Source organism: Labilibacter marinus (assembly GCF_001659685.2).
GTDB lineage: Bacteria > Bacteroidota > Bacteroidia > Bacteroidales > Marinilabiliaceae > Saccharicrinis > Saccharicrinis marinus.
Genome location: NZ_LXYE02000021.1, coordinates 47,351 through 67,627 on the forward strand (window position 1 = coordinate 47,351; position 20,277 = coordinate 67,627).

At 37.8% G+C, this 20,277-nt stretch carries 12 protein-coding genes; 5 read left to right on the forward strand and 7 right to left on the reverse strand.

Annotated elements, in window-relative coordinates; all coding sequences use genetic code 11:
• The first annotated feature begins 313 nt into the window (after positions 1-313).
• From A8L32_RS10740 to A8L32_RS10750, 3 genes are all read left to right on the forward strand, one after another.
• The gene (locus tag A8L32_RS10740; protein ID WP_075590523.1) at positions 314-1,693 is read left to right on the forward strand and encodes a sulfatase; all 1,380 of its coding nucleotides are present in this window, start codon (positions 314-316) and stop codon (positions 1,691-1,693) included.
• A gap of 191 nt (positions 1,694-1,884) precedes the next feature.
• Positions 1,885-3,957, forward strand: a complete 2,073-nt coding sequence (locus A8L32_RS10745; RefSeq protein WP_083631270.1) for a glycoside hydrolase family 127 protein — start codon at positions 1,885-1,887, stop codon at positions 3,955-3,957.
• Positions 3,958-4,537: 580 nt separating this feature from the next.
• On the forward strand, positions 4,538-6,559 hold the full coding sequence (locus tag A8L32_RS10750) for a glycoside hydrolase family 127 protein (RefSeq protein WP_075590524.1): 2,022 nt from the start codon (positions 4,538-4,540) through the stop codon (positions 6,557-6,559).
• A 242-nt stretch (positions 6,560-6,801) separates the two neighbouring features.
• Here A8L32_RS10750 and speA read toward each other — a convergent pair whose 3' ends face one another.
• Genes speA through A8L32_RS10770 form a run of 4 tightly spaced genes read right to left on the reverse strand, consistent with a single transcriptional unit; the run spans position 6,802 to position 11,953 of the window.
• Positions 6,802-8,697, reverse strand: a complete 1,896-nt coding sequence (gene speA, locus A8L32_RS10755) for a biosynthetic arginine decarboxylase (protein WP_075590525.1) — start codon at positions 8,695-8,697, stop codon at positions 6,802-6,804.
• Positions 8,698-8,731: 34 nt separating this feature from the next.
• The gene (gene speB / locus A8L32_RS10760; protein WP_198931762.1) at positions 8,732-9,601 is read right to left on the reverse strand and encodes an agmatinase; all 870 of its coding nucleotides are present in this window, start codon (positions 9,599-9,601) and stop codon (positions 8,732-8,734) included.
• A gap of 1 nt (position 9,602) precedes the next feature.
• A complete protein-coding gene (gene nspC, locus A8L32_RS10765; protein WP_075590527.1) occupies positions 9,603-10,772 on the reverse strand; it encodes a carboxynorspermidine decarboxylase in 1,170 nt (389 codons plus the stop codon).
• Positions 10,751-11,953, reverse strand: coding sequence for a saccharopine dehydrogenase family protein (locus tag A8L32_RS10770; RefSeq protein ID WP_075590528.1), 1,203 nt, complete (start codon positions 11,951-11,953; stop codon positions 10,751-10,753). The genes nspC and A8L32_RS10770 overlap by 22 nt, the downstream gene beginning before the upstream one ends.
• Before the next feature lie 553 nt (positions 11,954-12,506).
• On the opposite strand from A8L32_RS10770, the gene A8L32_RS10775 reads away from it, so the two are divergent.
• Positions 12,507-13,154, forward strand: coding sequence for a hypothetical protein (locus A8L32_RS10775; protein WP_075590529.1), 648 nt, complete (start codon positions 12,507-12,509; stop codon positions 13,152-13,154).
• A gap of 480 nt (positions 13,155-13,634) precedes the next feature.
• On the opposite strand, the gene A8L32_RS10780 is transcribed toward A8L32_RS10775, so the two are convergent.
• From A8L32_RS10780 to A8L32_RS10790, 3 genes are all read right to left on the reverse strand, one after another.
• Entirely contained in the window at positions 13,635-14,375 is a 741-nt protein-coding gene (locus A8L32_RS10780) for a DUF6261 family protein (RefSeq protein ID WP_075590530.1), read from the reverse strand.
• Between the two features lie 711 nt (positions 14,376-15,086).
• Entirely contained in the window at positions 15,087-15,602 is a 516-nt protein-coding gene (locus A8L32_RS10785; protein WP_075590531.1) for a hypothetical protein, read from the reverse strand.
• A 158-nt stretch (positions 15,603-15,760) separates the two neighbouring features.
• A complete protein-coding gene (locus A8L32_RS10790) occupies positions 15,761-16,315 on the reverse strand; it encodes a hypothetical protein (RefSeq protein ID WP_075590532.1) in 555 nt (184 codons plus the stop codon).
• A 649-nt stretch (positions 16,316-16,964) separates the two neighbouring features.
• Between A8L32_RS10790 and A8L32_RS10795 the strand changes: the two genes are divergently transcribed.
• Positions 16,965-20,192, forward strand: a complete 3,228-nt coding sequence (locus A8L32_RS10795) for a SusC/RagA family TonB-linked outer membrane protein (protein WP_075590533.1) — start codon at positions 16,965-16,967, stop codon at positions 20,190-20,192.
• Positions 20,193-20,277: the final 85 nt, after the last annotated feature.

Genomic DNA, 20,277 nt, shown 5'->3' on the forward strand with positions numbered 1-20,277 from the left:
CGTAATTTTACAATTTTGTAATCATCAAATACCTTCCCAGGCTAGATGATGATAAACTATAAAAACCTTGTTGGTTTTAATTAAGAATTTAAAGCGAATAAAAATAATCATGATTAAGTATTAAATACTCGGTATGATGGTAATACGCTCAATGCATATGTACGCATCAGTCTTAATATTTGTATCTTATACTTAATACTAATTTTTAACAGATGAAACGACCATGTAAATTTTAATCTTAAAAATTACACACAGGGTAATGATTAAAATTTCTTGAGAGTTCCATGTGACAAATAAAAGAAAATATAAACACATGAAATATTCAACCTTAATATTAGCACTTACACTTATTTTAAACGTGGCTTGTGCACAAGATAAACCCAATATTGTATTACTTTTTTCTGATGATGCAGGATATGCAGACTTTGGATTTCAAGGAAGTAAAGATATGATAACCCCTAATTTGGATAAATTGGCTAAGTCGGGTATTCGTTTTACTGAAGGATATGTTTCAGAATCTACTTGTGGTCCTTCACGAGCAGGTATGCTGACGGGTAAATATCAGCATCGTTTTGGTTTTGAGGAAAACAATGTTCCTGGATATATGAGCCCTAATTCGGCCTTGGATAAAGATGATATGGGTATTCCATTGGATGAGAAAACCATTGCAGACTATCTAAAGCCATTGGGTTATACTTCGGCTATTTTTGGAAAATGGCATATGGGTGGAGCTGATCGTTTTCACCCTATGAAAAGAGGGTTTGATGAGTTTTATGGTTTTAGAGGTGGAGCCAGAAGTTACTATGCATACTTGAAGGAACCAGCTGAACATCTAAATAAATTAGAAAAGAACTTTGGTAACTTTCAGGAGCATGAAGGTTACTTAACGGATAAGTTAGCAGAAGAAGCGGTTGACTTTATCGAAAGAAATCAGGATAAACCATTTTTTGCTTTTGTTTCCTTTAATGCGGTGCATACACCAATGGATGCAGAGGAAGAAGATATGAAGAAGTTTCCTCAGTTTGAAGGGAAGCGAAAAGAAGTAGCTGCAATGACTTTAGCGATGGATAGAGCTTGTGGTAAAATTATGGATAAACTAAAGGAGTTAGGTTTAGATAAGAATACCATTGTTGTTTTTGCCAACGATAACGGAGGTCCAACAGATAAAAATGCATCAGTCAACTATCCGTTGGCAGGTACCAAATCTAACCACCTTGAAGGAGGTATTAGAGTGCCATACTTAATGAGCTGGCCTGGTCAATTAAAGAAAAATACTACATACAACTATCCAGTATCTACACTCGACTTTTTACCCACTTTTGTGAGCTTAGCAGGTGGTGATGTTAATGATATTGAAGAAACAGATGGGGTTGATTTGATGCCATACATTCAAGGTAAAAACAGCGAGCGTCCACATCAAACATTATATTGGAAAAAGGATTGTAGAGCAGCGGTTAGAGATGGCGATTGGAAACTACTTCGTTTCCCGGACAGACCAGCTGAGTTATACAATATTGCTAAAGATATATCGGAAGAAAATAACCTGGCAGCCCAGCATCCTGAAAAGGTGAAAGAATTATATAAAAAGATATTTGATTGGGAATCAACGTTAGAGCGTCCTCGATGGTTATTGCAACGCAAGTTCGAAAATATCGATATTGACAGAATGGACAAATATCGTGAAGTAAAATAAGAAAGAGGAAGAACGGAGCTCGAAGAAGGGAATTGGAATTTGAAGCTCCAAAGGGGTGAAAGCAATAACCTGGGGCATCGCTCTAGGAGTTTTAAAGAAAACACCAATGGCGCTGGTGAATTTTGCGCCATCATTAGTAGATAAAGAAAGAATAGAATTAAATATTTAAGATTAAAATCAAAGTTAGAGATATGAAAAATTGGGTATTGGTATTCTGTGGTATTTTAATGGTACAGTTTACAAACGCACAGGAAAAAGGGATTATAAATAATTCTAAAAGTCCACATGTAAAGCTAAAGAGTATTGATCTTGGTGATTGTAAATGGACAGAAGGTTTTTGGGCAGAACGTTTTAAAGTAGCCGAAGAAAACATGTTACCATACATGGAAGAAGTGCTAACAGGTGATGTAGGCCACGGTTTAAATAACTTTAAACGTGCAGCAGGTCATGAAAAAGGAACTTTTAATGGTTGGTATTGGCACGATGGTGACTTTTATAAGTTTATGGAAGCCAAAACCTACATGTATGCTCAAAACGGAGATGCTAAAATTGTTGAAGAGTTAGATGGCTACATCAAAGTTATTGCGGAAGCTCAGGAAGAGGATGGTTATTTACAGACGCATACCACCATCAATAATAAGTATGATTTTAACGCAAAAGAGAAAAAAACAACAGCTCCTCGTAATGTAGGTGAAACAGACCGTTACGCTAATCGTAAGTATCACGAAATGTATAATCAAGGTCACTTATTTACAAGTGCTTGTATTCATCACAGAGTAACAGGAAAACGTAACTTTTTAGATATCGCTATAAAGCAAGCAGACCTGTTGTGTTCTTATTTTTTACCTGATAACGACCATTACGGACGATTTGGATTTAACCAAACGCAAATTATGGGATTGGTTGAAATGTATCGTACAGTAGGGGATGAGCGTTACCTAAAGTTAGCAGAAAAATTCATCAATAACCGTGGAAAATATAAAGTAGAAGACCATGTAACAACTATTGGATATCCAATTGGAGATATGGTTCAGGAGCGTACTGCTTTGAGAGATGCTGATGAGGCTGTAGGGCATGCTGTATTGGCCTTGTATTACTATGCTGGTGCGGCTGATGTATATGCCGAAACTGGAGAGGATGATTTGATTGAAGCTTTAGACCGTTTATGGTTTAATGTTGCTGAGCAGAAAATGTATGTAACAGGAGCTTGCGGTCAAACACATTATGGTTGTTCAACTAACCGCGATAAAATTGAAGAGGGTTTCTTAGATAAATACATGATGCCTAACTTAACATCGTACAACGAAACATGTGCTAATCTTTGTAACGCCATGTTTAGTAAGCGTATGTTAGATATCCATGCAGATGCAAAATATGCAGACGTGATGGAATTGGTAATGCACAACAGCGGTCTATCAGGTATTAGCCTTGAAGGAAAGCATTATTACTATGCCAACAACCTACGTAAAATTGATGGAGCGCGTGATTATGCGAAATTAACAAATGACTTTGAAGAGCGTCAGCCTTATCTACAGTGTTTCTGTTGTCCTCCAAACTTAGTACGTAACGTATGTAAACTTTCTGGTTGGGCTTATAGTAAATCAGCCAATGGTATTTCGGTTAACCTTTACGGAGGAAACGAACTAAATACAACTTTATTAGATGGTTCTGCCCTTGAGTTAACTCAAGTAACTAATTATCCTTGGGAAGGTCAGGTAGATATCACTATCAACAAGTGTAAGAAAAGTGCCTTTGATATGGTATTGCGTATTCCTGGATGGGCGGAAGGAACTACCGTAAAAGTAAACGGACAAGATGCTGGTGTTACAGCTAAGGCAGGTGAGTTTGTTACTGTAAACCGTAAATGGAAAAAAGGGGATAAGATTACTGTTGACATGCCGATGGATGTAACTTTTGTTGAAGGTCATACTCATATTGAGGAAGTACGCAACCAGGTAGCCGTTAAGCGTGGTCCTATCGTGTACTGTATGGAATCAGCTGATTTACCTGAAGGAGCTAAAATTATGGATGTATACCTTAACGGTGATGCTGAAATGAAGGCTGTATTTAAAAAGGATTTATTAGCAGGTGTTACAGCTATTGAAGCAGAAGTGAAAATACGTAAAGACAATAACACAGAAAAAATGTACAAAGCAGTGAAGAAACCAGAGTTTGAAACTATCAAAACTCAGTTTGTTCCTTATTTCTCATGGAGTAACCGTGGTAAAGGAGAAATGTCTGTATTTGTACCAGTTATTTGGTAGTATCAGATTAAAGCAACTATAGTTTTAGAAAGTTAGCCTAACAAGCCTTTGTGTTTGTTAGGCTTTTTTTGTACCTGATCGTTAGTGAGGGCTTCGCTCAGTGTATTATTATGCTTATAGCGAAACCCTCACTATTGCATAGGTACTAGTTAAAACAAGCATTGATAATTATATAGCGCATTTTTGGAAAATAATTAGCTCTGGGTTTTAACCCAGAGAATTGCGTTATAAGGCAGATGGGTTTTAACCCAAATATAAGTTATAGTTAAAACCGATTCGCATTATGCTCTATACGTTACAGGGGATATATCCTAAGCATAGTTATAAAAATCATCTATTGAATGGATAGTCTTTGTAACAAAAAATATACTTATATCTTCCTGTATGGATAAAATATCCTTGATTTATAAATAAATAGGACTATTTCTTTTTGCTTCAAATTTAAGCTATCTTAAATGTTAATATTATGAAACACCGCACCGTACGATTAAGTACAATTCATAAACCGTAGAGCACATTTAAAGCGGCTATAAATCATAGTTTTACGACAGGAAACGACTATGTAATTAAAAAATAAATCATGAAAAAAATACTACTAAGTGTGAGTTTGATGCTTGCAGGTGCAGGCTTGTTTGCACAGACTGCGGGTATAATAAATAATGCCAATAGTCCTCACGTTAAATTAAAAAGTGTGAATATTGGAGATTGTACTTGGACCGAAGGTTTTTGGGCTGATAAGTTTAAAGTGTGTGAAGAATCGATGGTACCTTATATGGGCGATGTTTTATGTGGCGATATAGGTCATGCATTAAATAATTTTAAAATAGCCGCAGGCCTTAAGGAAGGCAAACATCAAGGTATGAAGTGGCATGATGGCGATTTCTATAAATGGATGGAAGCATCTGTTTATGTTTATGCGCAGAACAAGGATGAGAAGATTATTGAAGCCTTGGATAATTATATTGAAATAATAGGGAAGGCACAACAGCCAGATGGTTATTTACAAACACAAGTAACCGTAAATGGTTGGGAGCGTTATGGTAATCGTCAGTATCACGAAATGTATAACAGTGGTCACTTATACACAAGTGCATGTATACATCACCGTGTAACTGGTAAAACTAATTTTTTAGATATTGCTATTAAGCATGCCGATAATTTGTATGGTACATTTATGGTAGATGATCTTTCTGCTGACCTGAAACGTTTTGGTTTTAACCAAACACAAATCATGGGATTGGTGGAGCTATATCGTACAGTTGGTGATGAAAAGTATTTAAAATTAGCCGAAAAGTTTATTAACCTAAGAGGTCAATCTCCATCGGAGCCATCAGCGGTAGCAAGCTTTAAATTTATTGGAGATATGGTTCAGGAGCGTACGCCTATCCGTAAAGAGAAAGAAGCTGTAGGACATGCTGTACTTGCATTATATTTTTATGCAGGAGCTGCTGATGTAGCTGCTGAAACAGGTGAAAAAGCGTTGATTGATGCTTTGGATAGGTTATGGCATAGTGTAGTGGATAAAAAGATGTATGTAACAGGGGCTTGTGGACAAACACACCATGGAGCATCTTCTCATGTAGATATGATTCACGAAGGTTTTATCAATGATTATATGATGCCTAACCAAACGGCCTATAACGAAACTTGTGCAAATATCTGTAACTCTATGTTTAACTACCGTATGTTAGGTTTGCAAGGTAAATCGAAGTATGCAGATATCATGGAGCTTGTATTGTTTAATAGTGCCTTATCCGGAATTAGTTTAGAGGGGAAAGATTACTTCTATGCCAATCCACTACGAGTTAATCACAACGTAAATGATCACGCAAGTCACGAAACAGAATTTGATGTTCGTCGTCCATATATCAAGTGTTTTTGTTGTCCTCCTAACTTGGTGCGCACCATTGCAAAAGTTTCTGGTTGGGCGTATAGCCTAACAGATAATGGAGTAGCGGTTAACCTTTATGGAGGTAACAAATTAACGACTAAACTTGTGGATGGTTCCAAACTAGAATTATCGCAGGTAACGCAATATCCTTGGGAAGGTAATGTATCTATTACCATGAATAAATGTAAGAAATATGCTTTTGAAGTATTATTACGTATTCCGGATTGGGCCAATGGTTCTAAGATATTGGTTAATGGTAAAGATGCTGGAGTTACAATTAAAGCTGGAGAGTTTGCAAAGGTAGAGCGTAAATGGAGAAAAGGTGATGTAATTACTTTAGATATGCCAATGGATGCTAAGCTTGTTGAAGGAAATCCGTTAATCGAGGAAGTACGTAACCAGGTGGCTATTAAGCGTGGTCCGGTTGTTTACTGTGCTGAGTCGGCTGATTTTCCTAAGGACACTAAGATTTTAGATATTTATTTGCCGGTAAAGTCAAAGTTAGAGGCTGAGTATAAACCTGATTTCTTAGGCGGTGTTTCTACTGTTTCGGCAGAAGTTAAACTTCGTAAGGACAAAAAAGAGGGTATGTACAATGAGCTTTCTAAACCTGAGTGGCAAACATTTAAAGCACAGTTTGTACCTTACTTTGCTTGGGCAAATCGTGGTGAAACAGAAATGAGTGTCTGGATTCCTATCATGTGGGAATAGTCGTGCGACAACAGCGAATAATGATTTACAGATTCCACACGATGTAGTACAGTTGTGCGACAACAGCAAATAATAATTTGCAAATTCCACACGAAAGAGAGCTGTACGAAAACAACGAATTGAAAAGAGAAAAATAATTGATATAGGCCTCAGTCATTACGACTGGGGCCTTTTGCGTTTGGTACAGGCCTTCTTTTCAATATGTCCTCAGTATTTTTGCGGATCCTGTATATCTTAAATATCTATTTCTCTAAATAAGTATAGCCGTATAAGCCCGATCGATAGTTCGATAAAAACTCTTTTCCCTCCTTGGGCGAAATTTTACCTTGCTTAACCGATGCAGTTACCCATGCCTCAACCGTGCGCACCAATTTTTTAGGGTTGTACTGTACGTATTCCAACACATCAGCAACGGTTTCTCCATCTATTATTTTGTCAATGGAGTAGCCCTCTTTGGTGGCTGATAAATGCACTGCATTAGTATCGCCAAATAGGTTGTGCAAATCGCCAAGTATCTCTTGATACGCACCCACTAAAAATACGCCAATGTAGTACGAGTCGTTGGCTTTAAGCCGATGAACCGGCAAATTGTAGCTAATATTTTTAGTAGCAATAAAATTCTCAATCTTACCATCCGAATCGCATGTAATATCCTGTATGGTAGCTTCCACATCAGGCCTTTCGTTATGGCGATGAATCGGAATTATCGGGAATATCTGATCAATGGCCCATGAGTCGGGTAAAGACTGAAACAAGGAGAAATTGCAAAAGTATTTTTCCGATAATAGTTTCGATAAAGCATTCAATTCATCCGGCACATGCTTTAGGTTTGATGCCATTTTGTAAATATCGCGCGCAATGCTCCAAAACAAACGCTCAATTTGTGCACGTGTTTTAATATCTAACAAACCCAAGCTAAAACGATCTAGGGCTTCTTCGCGGATGAGTTGCGCATCGTGCCAAACCTCTAACATTTTAGATTGATTCAGGCATTCCCGCGAGTTGTACAGCTCTTTAACTAAATCGTGGTCGTTTTCGTTTAGCTCCACTTCGTTTTTCCAAAGCGGGGCACACGACGATTCTAACACTTCAAATACCAATACCGAATGGTGCGCCGTTAATGAGCGGCCCGATTCTGTAATGATATTAGGGTGTGGTAGTTCGTTTTTATCCGACACATCTACCATGCACGAAATAGCATCGTTCACATACTCCTGAATACTATAGTTTACACTGCTTTCGCTATTGGCCGATTTGGTGCCATCGTAATCAATGCCCAAGCCACCGCCTATATCAACAAACTCAACTTTAAAGCCCGATTTATGAAATTGAGCGTAAAACTGCGATGCCTCGCGAAGGGCAATTTTAATACGGCGAATATTGGTTACCTGACTACCAATATGAAAATGGATGAGCTTTAAGCTGTCCTTCATATCAATAGATTCAAGATAATCCATGGCCTCAATTAAGTCGCTCGATGTTAAACCAAACTTACTCACATCACCACCCGAACTTTCCCACTTGCCGCTACCTGAGCTGGCCAGTTTAACACGAATACCAAGGTTTGGGGTCATACTTAAGCGCTCAGCAATGGTCGTAATCATTCTAAGTTCGTTGAGCTTTTCAACTACCAAAAATATACGACGTCCCATTTTTTGAGCCAACAAGGCCAACTCAATGTAATCTTCATCCTTGTAGCCATTGCAAATAATCAACGAATCGTTATTGGTGCTTGATGCAATAACAGCATGTAGTTCAGGCTTTGAGCCTGCCTCTAAACCAATGTTGAACTTTTTACCATGGCCCACAATTTCATCAACCACAGGCTGTGTCTGATTTACCTTAATGGGATACACCACAAAGCTTTCGCCCTTAAAATCATATTCAACACTTGCTTTCCTGAAGCAGTCGTTCATTTTTAGGATTCGATTATCCAATATATCCGGAAAACGCAGTAATACAGGCGTGTTTATATCACGCACCTGAAGTTCATCAATCACTTCCTTTAAATCGATGCTGTTACCATCTTTTTTAGGTGCAACGGTTACGTTCCCTTTATCGTTAATTGAGAAATAATTAATTCCCCAGCCTTTAATGTTGTAAAGTTCAACTGAATCGTCAATGGTCCACTTTCTCATTTTATTCTTATACTAAAACCTACCGTAGTAGCTGTTATTGCTTGCTTTTATAAATAATACTTAGGATGCGATAAATCAACTTTGCAGCCAAATAGTCGGGTGCTTTATTGGCTTTGTTAGGGCATAATTCTACCACATCAAATCCTACAATGTTTACCTTGGATGCCACTGTTTCTATAAGATCAATCACATCATTAAACAATAATCCATCCGGTTCAGGAGTACCTGTTGAGGGCATAATAGAGGTATCAAACACATCTAAATCAATGGTGAGATAAACGTTTTTATTGAGCTTCTTCAGTACCTCCTTTTTCCATGTTTTCTGCTTCCTAATCTGATGTCTGAAAAACATGGTGTCCGCATTAACAAAAGCCTTTTCTTCCTCGCACATGCTGCGGATGCCCACCTGTACAATGGGTGCCACTTCGCGTGCCTGATACATAGCACAGGCATGGTTGTTCTCCGAACCCTCGTACTTTGGTCGTAAATCAGCATGCGCATCTAACTGCAGTATACTAAGGTCTTTATACCTTTGTGCATAAGCCTTAAAAGCGCCAATGCTTACCGAGTGCTCGCCACCAATTAATACCGTAAACTTGTTGTTTTTAAACTGCTCGTTAACGGCCTTTTCAACGGCCAAAACCATGGCTTCTGGACTGGCTTTTTCATCCACAGCGGCTAGGGTATAAATACCTTTTTTGCTCACGTCCAATTCTGTTTCGATATCATACATCTCCAAGGTTCCTGAGGCCTCAATAATGGCTTCAGGGCCTTTGTCTGATCCCTTTATCCAGGTACTTGTACCATCGTAGGGAACAGGAAGAATAACAATTCCAGCCTTGTTGTAATCCAGGCAATAGCCATCTTCGCCACAAAAGTGTTTCGAAAAATCTATGTTCATCATCTTAACTTAAGCGTGATTTGTAATCGTGATAACCAAACTCTTTAACGAGTGTAAGTTGCCCCATATCCGAATTAAACTTGTAAATATTAGGCAAGCGAACGCCATTAAACGTGGTGTTTTTAACCATGGTATAATGGGCCATATCGCCAAACAAAAGTTTATCTCCAATGCCTAATGGCGCATCAAAACTATAATCGCCAATTACATCGCCCGCCAAACAAGTTACACCGCCCAAACGGTAGGTATGTGCTTTTACAGTGGGCTCACCGCCATTTTCGATATACGGACGGTAAGGCATCTCTAAAACATCTGGCATATGGGCTGTGGCCGATGTGTCCAGAATCGCTAAATTCATTCCATTATTGAACACATCTAAAACCGAACTTACCAATACGCCGGAATTTAAAGCAATAGCTTCGCCGGGTTCTAAATAAACCTTCAGCTTATACTTATGCTTAAAATCGTTTATAATTCGGATGAGTCTTTCAACACCGTAATCGGGGCGGGTAATATGATGCCCACCACCAAAGTTAATCCACTCTAGCTTATCAAAATAAAAACCGAACTTCTCTTCAACTACCGCAAGGGTACGCTCAAGTGCATCAGCATTCAGTTCGCATAGGTTATGAAAATGCAAACCTGTGATGCCCTCAAGATCATCTAAGCCAGCCTTAAAGTTATCAAGCGTAGTGCCTAAACGACTGTTGGGACCACTAGGATCGTAAATAGCCGTATCGGTTTCTGAATGTTCAGGGTTCACTCTAATGGCCGTTTGAATATGCGGATGCTGCTTTAACTGCTCCTTGAACCTGTTCCACTGCCCAAGCGAATTGAATACAATATGATTGGCCAATTTTACATGCGCATCCATATCAGCCTGAGAATAGGCTGGGGCATAACAATGCAACTCGCCGCCAAACTCATTACGACCAAGCATAGCCTCGCTAACCGAACTAGCTGAAGTACCGGGTAAATATTTACGAACAAGCTTTGCCATGCTCCACATAGCAAAGCCTTTAAAGGCCAAAAGGATTTTAGCACCCGTGTTATCTTGCACATATTTAAGCAGCTTGAGGTTTTCCTCCAACTTACTTTCGTTAACAATATAACACGGTGTTTTTAACTCATTTAGCTGCTGCTCCGAAAGCTTTATTCCACCGAACTGTTCCATTCTTCAACCTGCCAAGGTAAACCATAAGCATTTAAATCGTCCATAAAAGGATCCGGATCTAATTGCTCCATATTGTACACACCAGCTTGCTTCCATTTGCCAGTCAATATCATTTTGGCGCCAATCATGGCAGGAACACCTGTGGTGTACGAAACAGCCTGTGAACCTACTTCCTTATAGGTTTCGGCATGGTCGCAAATGTTATAGATGAATTTGCGCGACTTTTTGCCGTCTTTAATACCCTCAATAACACAACCAATGGATGTTTTACCCGTGTAATTCTCGGCCAAAGAGCCAGGGTCAGGCAACAGACGTTTCAGAAACTCAAGCGGCACTACCTTTTGACCCTTGTAATCTACCTCGTCGATACGATCTAAACCTAAATTTTGAATCACTCGCAAGTGCGTTAAATACTCTTCGCCAAAGGTCATCCAAAAGCGAATGCGCTTCAGGCCTTTAATATTTAGGCATAGCGATTCCATTTCCTCGTGATACATCAAATACATTTTACGTGTACCTACACCCGGAAATTCAAAATCTTGTTTTACAGATAATGGGGCAGTGGTAAGCCATTCGCCTTGTTCCCAATAGCGGCCATCGGCAGTAATTTCGCGAATGTTAATTTCAGGATTGAAATTAGTAGCAAATGCTTGTCCATGGTCACCGCCATTGCAGTCTACAATGTCTATTTGATGAATCTCATCGAACAAATGCTTTTGCGCATAAGCACAAAACATATTGGTAACACCTGGGTCGAAACCAGAACCAAGCAGAGCCATTAAACCAGCATCTTTGTATTTATACTGATAAGCCCACTGCCATTTGTACTCAAATTTAGCCTCATCTTTAGGCTCGTAGTTGGCCGTGTCAAGATAATCGACACCTGTTTCCAGACATGCATCCATAATGGCCAAATCCTGATAGGGCAGGGCCACATTAATCACCAACTTAGGCTGGTGCTTTTTGATTAGAGCAACCGTTTCTTCTACCTTATCAGCATCTAATGCTTCGGTAATAATTTCACGGTTCAAACGCTGTTTAACGTCTGCTGCGATTTTATCGCATTTACTTTTGGTACGAGATGCCAATACAATCTCACCAAAAACTTCCGGAACTGCTGCGCATTTATGTACTACTACATTGCTTACGCCTCCGGCACCAATAATCAGGACTTTGTTCATTTTTTTATGACAAAAACTAATTGTTTAAAAAATGTAATGACTCTCATTAGAGCCAAAACTAAAAAATACACACTGTTTTAAGAACGCTTTGCAATCTTCTACTTAACAGTACTTTACTTTGTTAGTTTCTGTTTCAAGAAAAAAGCTCGCAAATATATATTTTTATTCGATTCGATGGTATCAAATATTGATTATGGGGCAGTTTTTTTGAAATTATTTTCATTTTTTTACTACACGAGGAATGAAAGACATGAATAGAAGCAGGTGAAGATTCAATGGCCATATATTTTATGGCCGGATGACAATCCTAACAACTATTTAGTAGAGTTATACTGTTTTAAATTAAGATAATTTGAGATATTTACGATTGTTAAAGTTTCACGGATTGCGCTGCGCTATATTCGTGGGAGCTGGGAACCAATCCTATTAAATGTATCAATAATTACCACCACATGGAAGACTGTTTAGTAAATAGGTCAGAGGCCTGATAAGAACAACGAAGCGAGACGCTTCGCTGAGCGAGGGAATATATTAAAATGTAAATAAGAAAAATATGAAGTATATAATAATTTCTTTTCTAATTAGCTTTAACTTTTTAGTTTCCGCTCAAATAAAAAAGTGTAATAAGTCGGTCGCATTTAAAAAGGAAACAAAGCTGTTACCTCAAGACTTTTGTATGCCTGTTGGATTTTGGGTAGTAGATGTGCAAGATGTAGACTTAAATTGTGACGGACTGAATGATAGGGTTATTCAATATAACAAAAAAGGATTCGTGTGCGGGGATACCGTATTTTATGATTTGTTTTTTCTAAAAGCAGATTCATCCTATAAGTATGTAAAAACCATATCAAACATTAATACGCCAAGAGTTTCAAGTTTCGATTATGATTGGCTTAAGGAAAACTGTAGTAATGCGGATGATTTATATTGGTACATTTATGTTAATGATGATTTGATCGAATTTAAAGAAGGAGTGATTGAAGTAGGGTTTGCAATAAATGAAGAAGCAGGGTATAAATTTTTCTTTACTTATTGTAAAAGTAAAAACAATTGGTATTTAAGTCAAAAGCAAAAATGGGACTTTCCAGAACCTCCAGAACCCATGCGTCCTAAATTACCTAGCCCTCATATTTTTCAAAATGTTACAAATGGTATTAGTATTGATGGGTTTAATATAAGAGATTATTTAGAACCTTTGTAAATATCCTCGCTCCGCTATTGCACGAGTCCTCTCGTGTGATAAATAAGAAGTTGTACATAGGTACGCGTGAGGACACGCGCACCAGCGAGAGCAATAAGCATTAAGTAATGCGTTAAGAGCTTACAGTTAAAAGCAGATTAGCTATTGAGGTAAAAGTAAGGGTTTGTAACCCGTTTTGATAAAGGCATTTTACATTAAACGGATTACAATCCTTCATCATGTTTTCAGCAGAAACTTCTTTAGTAACAGATAGGCTTTTAATATAAAAGTTTCCCCTCCGCTATCGCACGAGTCCTCTCGTGTGATAAATAAGGTACGCGTGAGGACACGCGCACCAGCGAGAGTTTGCTGGTATCTCTTAATCTAATAACCCTTCACCATTTCCCCTTTCCCCCTCTCTTTCCCCATTTTTTAAACCAAAAAAGAGCGCAGCAAGGATATCACCTTACTACGCTCTTTTATATTCAGCCCAACAATCAATTATTCTACTTCTTGTTTTTTATGGGTATTACGGGCACGGGCTTTAGTATTTATGCCCTGTACCACAGAATCCAATACCTCCACAATACTTGTATAGGTATCGGGCGCAATGCGCACCATAAGGTTTAAAAAGTCCTCTACATCGGCGTAAGCCATTAGTACTCTTTTGAGCACTTCGCTTGCCGACTCTGTATTTTGCTTAAGGGCCTTATCGGCATTGCGTGCCTGCTCCGATTCTTTAAACTGCTTTTGCGCCTGTACCATACCTTCGTAAAGCGGCATTTGCTTTAAGGTTTTAATGGCTGCTAAACCTGTAGCATCAATGTTAGCAAAAATAGACTCCATGGCAGAACTTTGTTTTTCGTAGGAAAAACGCGATGGATTACCACCATGATTTTTAAAAATACGATAAATCAACTCACCCGCTTCGGCCTGTTCGGCTATGGGCGAACCTGCGCAAGCACTGGCTATGCCAAACAAAGTTGTGCTATAGGCATCGCGATTGGAATCGCCCTTTTTTACCTTAACCGTATCGTTTAATCTACGTTCCAGATTTAAGGATTTTGTTAATAAAGCATTCTGGGTATTTAAAACATCTATAAATGCCACAAAATGAGCATCGGCATTTGCATTGTCTGCTATAAACTGCTCTGTTTGACTCTGCACCGTAGCGCATAAGTCGTTTACTTCGTCCATCTCTACATAACTGACTAGTAGAGGTGTAATTTGTTTTCGTTCCATGGTTTTTAAAATTTAGTTAAAACTGATATGATGGATTGTTTATAGGGCTTTTATATGAAGGGTAATAATGCTTGTATGCATCCTTATCGTTATGTTTCAGCATGCATATATGTTGGTGTAAATAGTTGAAGTGCCTGAGAGGTATCGTTATAGTTGCAGGTGTTTTGGTATGGTAAACCAAAGGCTTAACAGAGCTGCGCGATGCTTGGTCAACGTAGCTTTTGCAGTAAACAGATGCTGCAGCCTCAAAACTCATGTTCATTTTGCATGCCGCAGTGTTGTAAAGTGCAAAAGCTAGGTGCCTTTTACTTCTCGCAATGCTGTTTGGTTTAAACCATACGTTCGTTTTGCATGTCGCAGTATTGTTTGGTGCAAAAGCAAAGCAATTTTTGAACCACGTAGTGTTGCGAGCTGCCTCCCGATGATCAGAATGGCTGCTGCAGTGTTGTAATGTATTTAAGTATGGCTCAAAACGTTTAACAAGGCTTGTAATTGTGCTTGTATGCCTACAGAAATAAGGCGTTTTGCTATGGCGAGGGGGATATGTATTAGTAGATCTCAAAGTTGGTATAGTCTGGTGGTTAAATGATTATACCTACTAATTTAATTTATATTGATTAAAAAAACTAATTTATTATACAGGTTTATTGTTGGAATATGCTTGTATTAATATTTGGGCTACATTTCCCTTTTTCTACTCGACTAGTGGAGTTATTTTTTTATTTCATTTTTAAAGTCCAACAATTTCAATTCTTTGTGGTAGTTCTCAATTCTTGATTGTGCATTTCCGTCAATTAATAAAATGACAATTAAAATTGAAATGCTTGTAACACTAATTGCTCTCCAGGTGGGTGTATTGATAAATAGAATTAATAATGCTGCTACGATAATTAATATTGGAACCAATTTAAATACAAATGTAAATTGCTTTATAGTGCTTTCAGAACGTTCAATTTCGGACTGATAAAAGGCTGTTTTATCGGTGTTAAAATCCTTTTCAAATTGTTTAACTCTTTGCATATTGGCGTAGTTAGTACCGCTGCCAATTATTAATAGTAATATACCTGCTACTAAGGTTGGAATGATATAAGCCTTTGCTAAATCTGTTTTTCCTAATTGCCAAAATCCAACACTTGCAATTAAAAATCCAATTGCGAAGAAAATAAAGAAACGTGTTGAGAATACTTCGGCTTTTGCCCATTCTATTGCTAGTTTTAAAACTTCCATAGTTTCATTTTTAATTACATACAACAACCGTAAAAAACACCAGTAATATTTATTCGCATTGCATCATAATCCCAAAGATGCGCAATACATCGCATACGGCCAAGAACAACAGTTTTCACGGATTTCGCTTTGCTAAATCCGCGCGAGCTGATTAGAGTTTAAATCTCATAGGATCCATTTTGGCTTGCTTCCAAATGGTTAAGGTTATTATCATGAATGCTGCTCTTCTTTTTACCATACATTTCATCATAAATATCAAGTAATACATATATTAAAAAGATGGCAACAAAATTGATGTACATGTAATATTCAGTACCAGAGTTGTACGACATATTAAAGGAAGACATTAAAGCAAAGTCGAACTTAAGCGTAAAGCCATCGGTGAAGTTAAAACCTGCTGAAAACCTGCCCCCAGAAAAGAAATCGTATTTATATCCACCAACAGCAAAGGCAACCACCTGAAATATTTGACATATAATAGAATAAATTAATCCTTTTTTGTATTGCTTGTTTATTAAAGCTGAGCCTGCTTTTATGGATAAGCAAAAGAGCCCTATAGAAATTAGAAATATGAATAACAATACTCCATTTAACTCTTGGGTTCTGACAAGGAGCCAAGAAACTAAACCCAAGCCAACGAGTCCTCCAAGTATTTGATATATGGCAATGGATATTATGGTAGTTGGTGTTGATTTAATTCTCAATTTCATCATGTTAGATTTCTAATGGTTAATTATTTGCTGATTCTACAATCATATTTTCGAGCTTAAATATAACAAACAAATAAAATTATAGGAGTTTAATAAGTAAAACGTGGCTAGCCATCATAGTAAATTCATTTATGTGCGATGTTAAAATAATTTCACATTTCTACCTGAGTATAGGTCGTATATTATCCCTGTTAACACGATGTTAATATAGTGCAATGCTCAGTAGTTGAGGTTTTATGAGTAATTCGCAAGATCTTTGTCTATTTGTTTTTAGGGTAAAATAGTGTAATCAATGGTTAAAAAATGTTATTTGAGTGAGTGGTGAATATCTAACTTTGTAAAGTGAAATTATTACTTCAAAAAGAAGACTAAAAAAGAAAAAGGAGGATGATAGAGGAAACTAATTTAAACGAAACTTAATCCCAGAAAAACAAAACAACAGATATGTAATAAATGTGCCCGAGCTTAAAATAGCTTAATTCTCAACTCAGTTCTTGTTTTTAATGTATGAAAAGTTCAAAGGAATTTATCAGATATTAAAACAGATAAATAGGATATGAAAAAAAACAGGAAAGTGTGCGACCACTTCCCTGTATTAAATTTAAAAGAGCGATAACCTAAGATTATTATTTCACTCTAATTACACAAACTTATGAAAAAAAAGCAAGATTTGCATGTGTTACGTGCATTTCCTTTACTGGAAAAAATGGTGCAAAATCGGATCTCCCGAATGGCTCAATTAACCATGTTTTGTTTATGCGCATTGATTATTGAAACCACAGCAGCAGAACCTAATGCGGCAGAATTAATTTCATCAGAAGTAACTAATCAAGAAAAAACAATTACAGGAGTAGTTAAAGATAAAACAGGCGAAGCGTTGCCTGGTGTAGCTGTTGTTATTAAAGGAACTACCCAAGGAACCATCACAGATATTGATGGTAACTTTACTTTACCAGGAGTAGCAGTAGGTGCTATTATAGAGGTTTCGTTTGTAGGAATGAAAACCCAAGAATTTGTTGTATCGGAACAAAGCAATATTAACGTAGTATTAGAGGATGATGCCATTGGACTGGAAGAGGTTGTGGCTATCGGTTATACCACACGTAAAAAAGGTGAGGTAACAGGTTCAATCAGTACTATTAAGTCCGAAGAAATTGCCAATACATCTAGTAATGATATAGCCAAATCATTAACGGGTAAAGTGCCTGGTTTAATTGTGTCGGACCGTGGAGGATATCCTGGAGAATCTGGAAATACCAGTATTTTAATTCGTGGTAAATCTACCTTGGGTAACAATAGTCCATTAATATTAATTGATGGAATTACAGCTGCTTCGTTTTCGCATTTAGCTCCTCAAGATATTGAGTCGTTAACCGTACTTAAAGATGGTGCAGCAGCTATTTACGGAGCACGTGCGGCCAATGGTGTAATATTAATTACTACTAAACGCGGTAAGCAAGGAAAGCCAACCATCAATTTCTCTTCTACGTATAATATGTCGTCGTTTTCGGCTATGCCCGATCAAATGACTTCGGAGCAATATGCTATTTACGAAAACGAAATTGCAGAAAGAAATGGCACCTCAATGCCTTACAGTCAAGAGGATATTGCCAAGTATGCTTCGGGCGAAGATCCTATTAACTATCCCAATACCAATTGGTCTGATTTAACTTTTGCTGATTATTCACCAGAATTAAGATCGTCGTTATCTATTTCTGGAGGTTCAGAAAAAGTAAACTACTTTGTAAGTGGTGACTACATTGACCAAACAGGTATGTATGAGTCGGGCGATTTAAATTTTAAGCAATACCAAGTACGTTCTAACTTAGATATTAAGGTTTGGGAAAACTTTAAGATAGGTGTTGATTTAACAGGGCGTTTTGGCGAAAGAAACCAACCCGGTGTTAATGCGTCATATATTTATAAACACATCTATACTAACTCGCCAACAGACGTAGGAGTTTATCCAAACGGATTACCAGGATGGGGTGGAGAAAATGGTGCCAACCCTGCTGTAATGTCAAGTGCTGCATCGGGTAATGTAAATCAGCATGATAACGACCTACGTAGTAAATTCTCGTTTAATTGGGATATGAATAAATGGGTAAAAGGATTAAGTGCCAAAGGTTTTGTGGGTATCAGAAAGCAGAGTAATGATATTAAATCGTGGTATACGCCATGGACGGTTTATCAGTATCAGCAAGGGTCAGAAGAGTATGTTCCAGTAAATGGTTTTTCGCAAAGAGGTAACGAAAGAATTCTTCGCGAAAGCTTTTGGAAATATGATGAAACGATGTTAAATGCAACGGTTCATTATAACAATACATTTAACGATACACATACCGTTAGAGCTTTTGGAGGTTTTGAGCAAATGACTTCAACAAGCCGTACATTTTGGGCCGAAAGAAGAGGCTTTCCAAGTCCTGACCATTCCGATTTATTTGCAGGTAGCGATGAAGGACAACAATCATCCGGTGTTTCTAATGAGTGGGCACGTTTAAATTTCTTTGGATCTGTAGCTTACGATTATAAAAAGAAGTACTTCATCGATCTTACTCTACGCCATGATGGTTCAAGTAACTTTGCCGATGGAAAACGATTTGGTACATTCCCCGGAGTAGCCGTTTCTTGGTCTTTAGCGGATGAAGGATTTATGGACTTTACGGATAGCTGGTTAAATACCTTTAAAATCAGATCTTCTTGGGCTGTTATGGGTAATGACCGTATTGCTGCTTTTCAGCACTTAACACGTTACGATTACGGTGGGCCTTACAATAACCAAGGTGTGAAGCAGTGGACTCAACCCAATTCTTACATTTTTGGAACTACAGGAACCATGTTAAATGGTTATAGAAGTAACAATGTTCCAAACCCAGATGTAACGTGGGAAACAGCAGACACTAAAAATATTGGAATCAATTTTACTGTACTGGACAGAAGATTAACGGCAGATGCGAACTACTTCTATCAAAAACGTAAGGATATTTTAATTCAACGTTCAGCGTCTATTCCTGATGCAGCGGGTTTACAACTACCAGATGAAAACCTGGGAGAAGTGGATAACTTTGGATGGGAATTTCAATTAGACTGGAGCGATAAAGTAGGAGAAGTGGGCTATAATTTAGGCGCTACTTTTACCAATGCTAAAAACAAAGTAGTTTATATGGATGAAGCTGCTGACGTGCCAGAAGCCATGAAACGCGAAGGACATCCATTAGATTCATATGTGGTATATCCAACGTTCGGCATCTTCCGCGATCAAGAGCAAGTTGAAAATACAACAGCAAAGTTAGAAGGTACAGTTGAAGGGGAGCCACATTATATGGATGTAAACGGAGATGGTATGATTGATGCCAATGATAGAATCCGTAAGTATACATCTAACGTTCCTGAAATTCAGTATGGTTTTTATGGAGGTGTTCAGTACAAAGGATGGGATTTAAATTTCTTATTTCAGGGACAAGCAAAAGCCGAAATGTTAGTATTTTTTGATCAGGCTGGAGCTAAACCAGAGCATGTATTTACAGAGCGTTGGACAACAGAAAACCGAGGAGCCAGATATCCACGAGCTTTTGCTCAGGGTGATAAATATAGCAGTAACCAAAGTGGAAACTCAGACAACTTTCAAGGAGCAGATTTTTGGTTACATGATGCATCTTATTTACGACTTAAGCAATTAGACCTAGGTTATACCTTTAATAAAGAGCAAATTAAAATTGGAGATCTTAAAGTATTTGTAAGAGGGTTCAACTTATTAACCTTATTCTCTGATGTTCATAAATTAGGTTTAGATCCTGAAGCTGCAGGTTATGATAACTTCCGTGGTAGTACTTACCCATCTTTAAAAACTTATACGCTAGGTGTAAACTTTACATTCTAAAGTAGATAGATAACAGAATTAGAATATTTAAAATTAAAATAAATGAAACGCGCATGAAAAATATAATTTTCATGGGGGTATCATG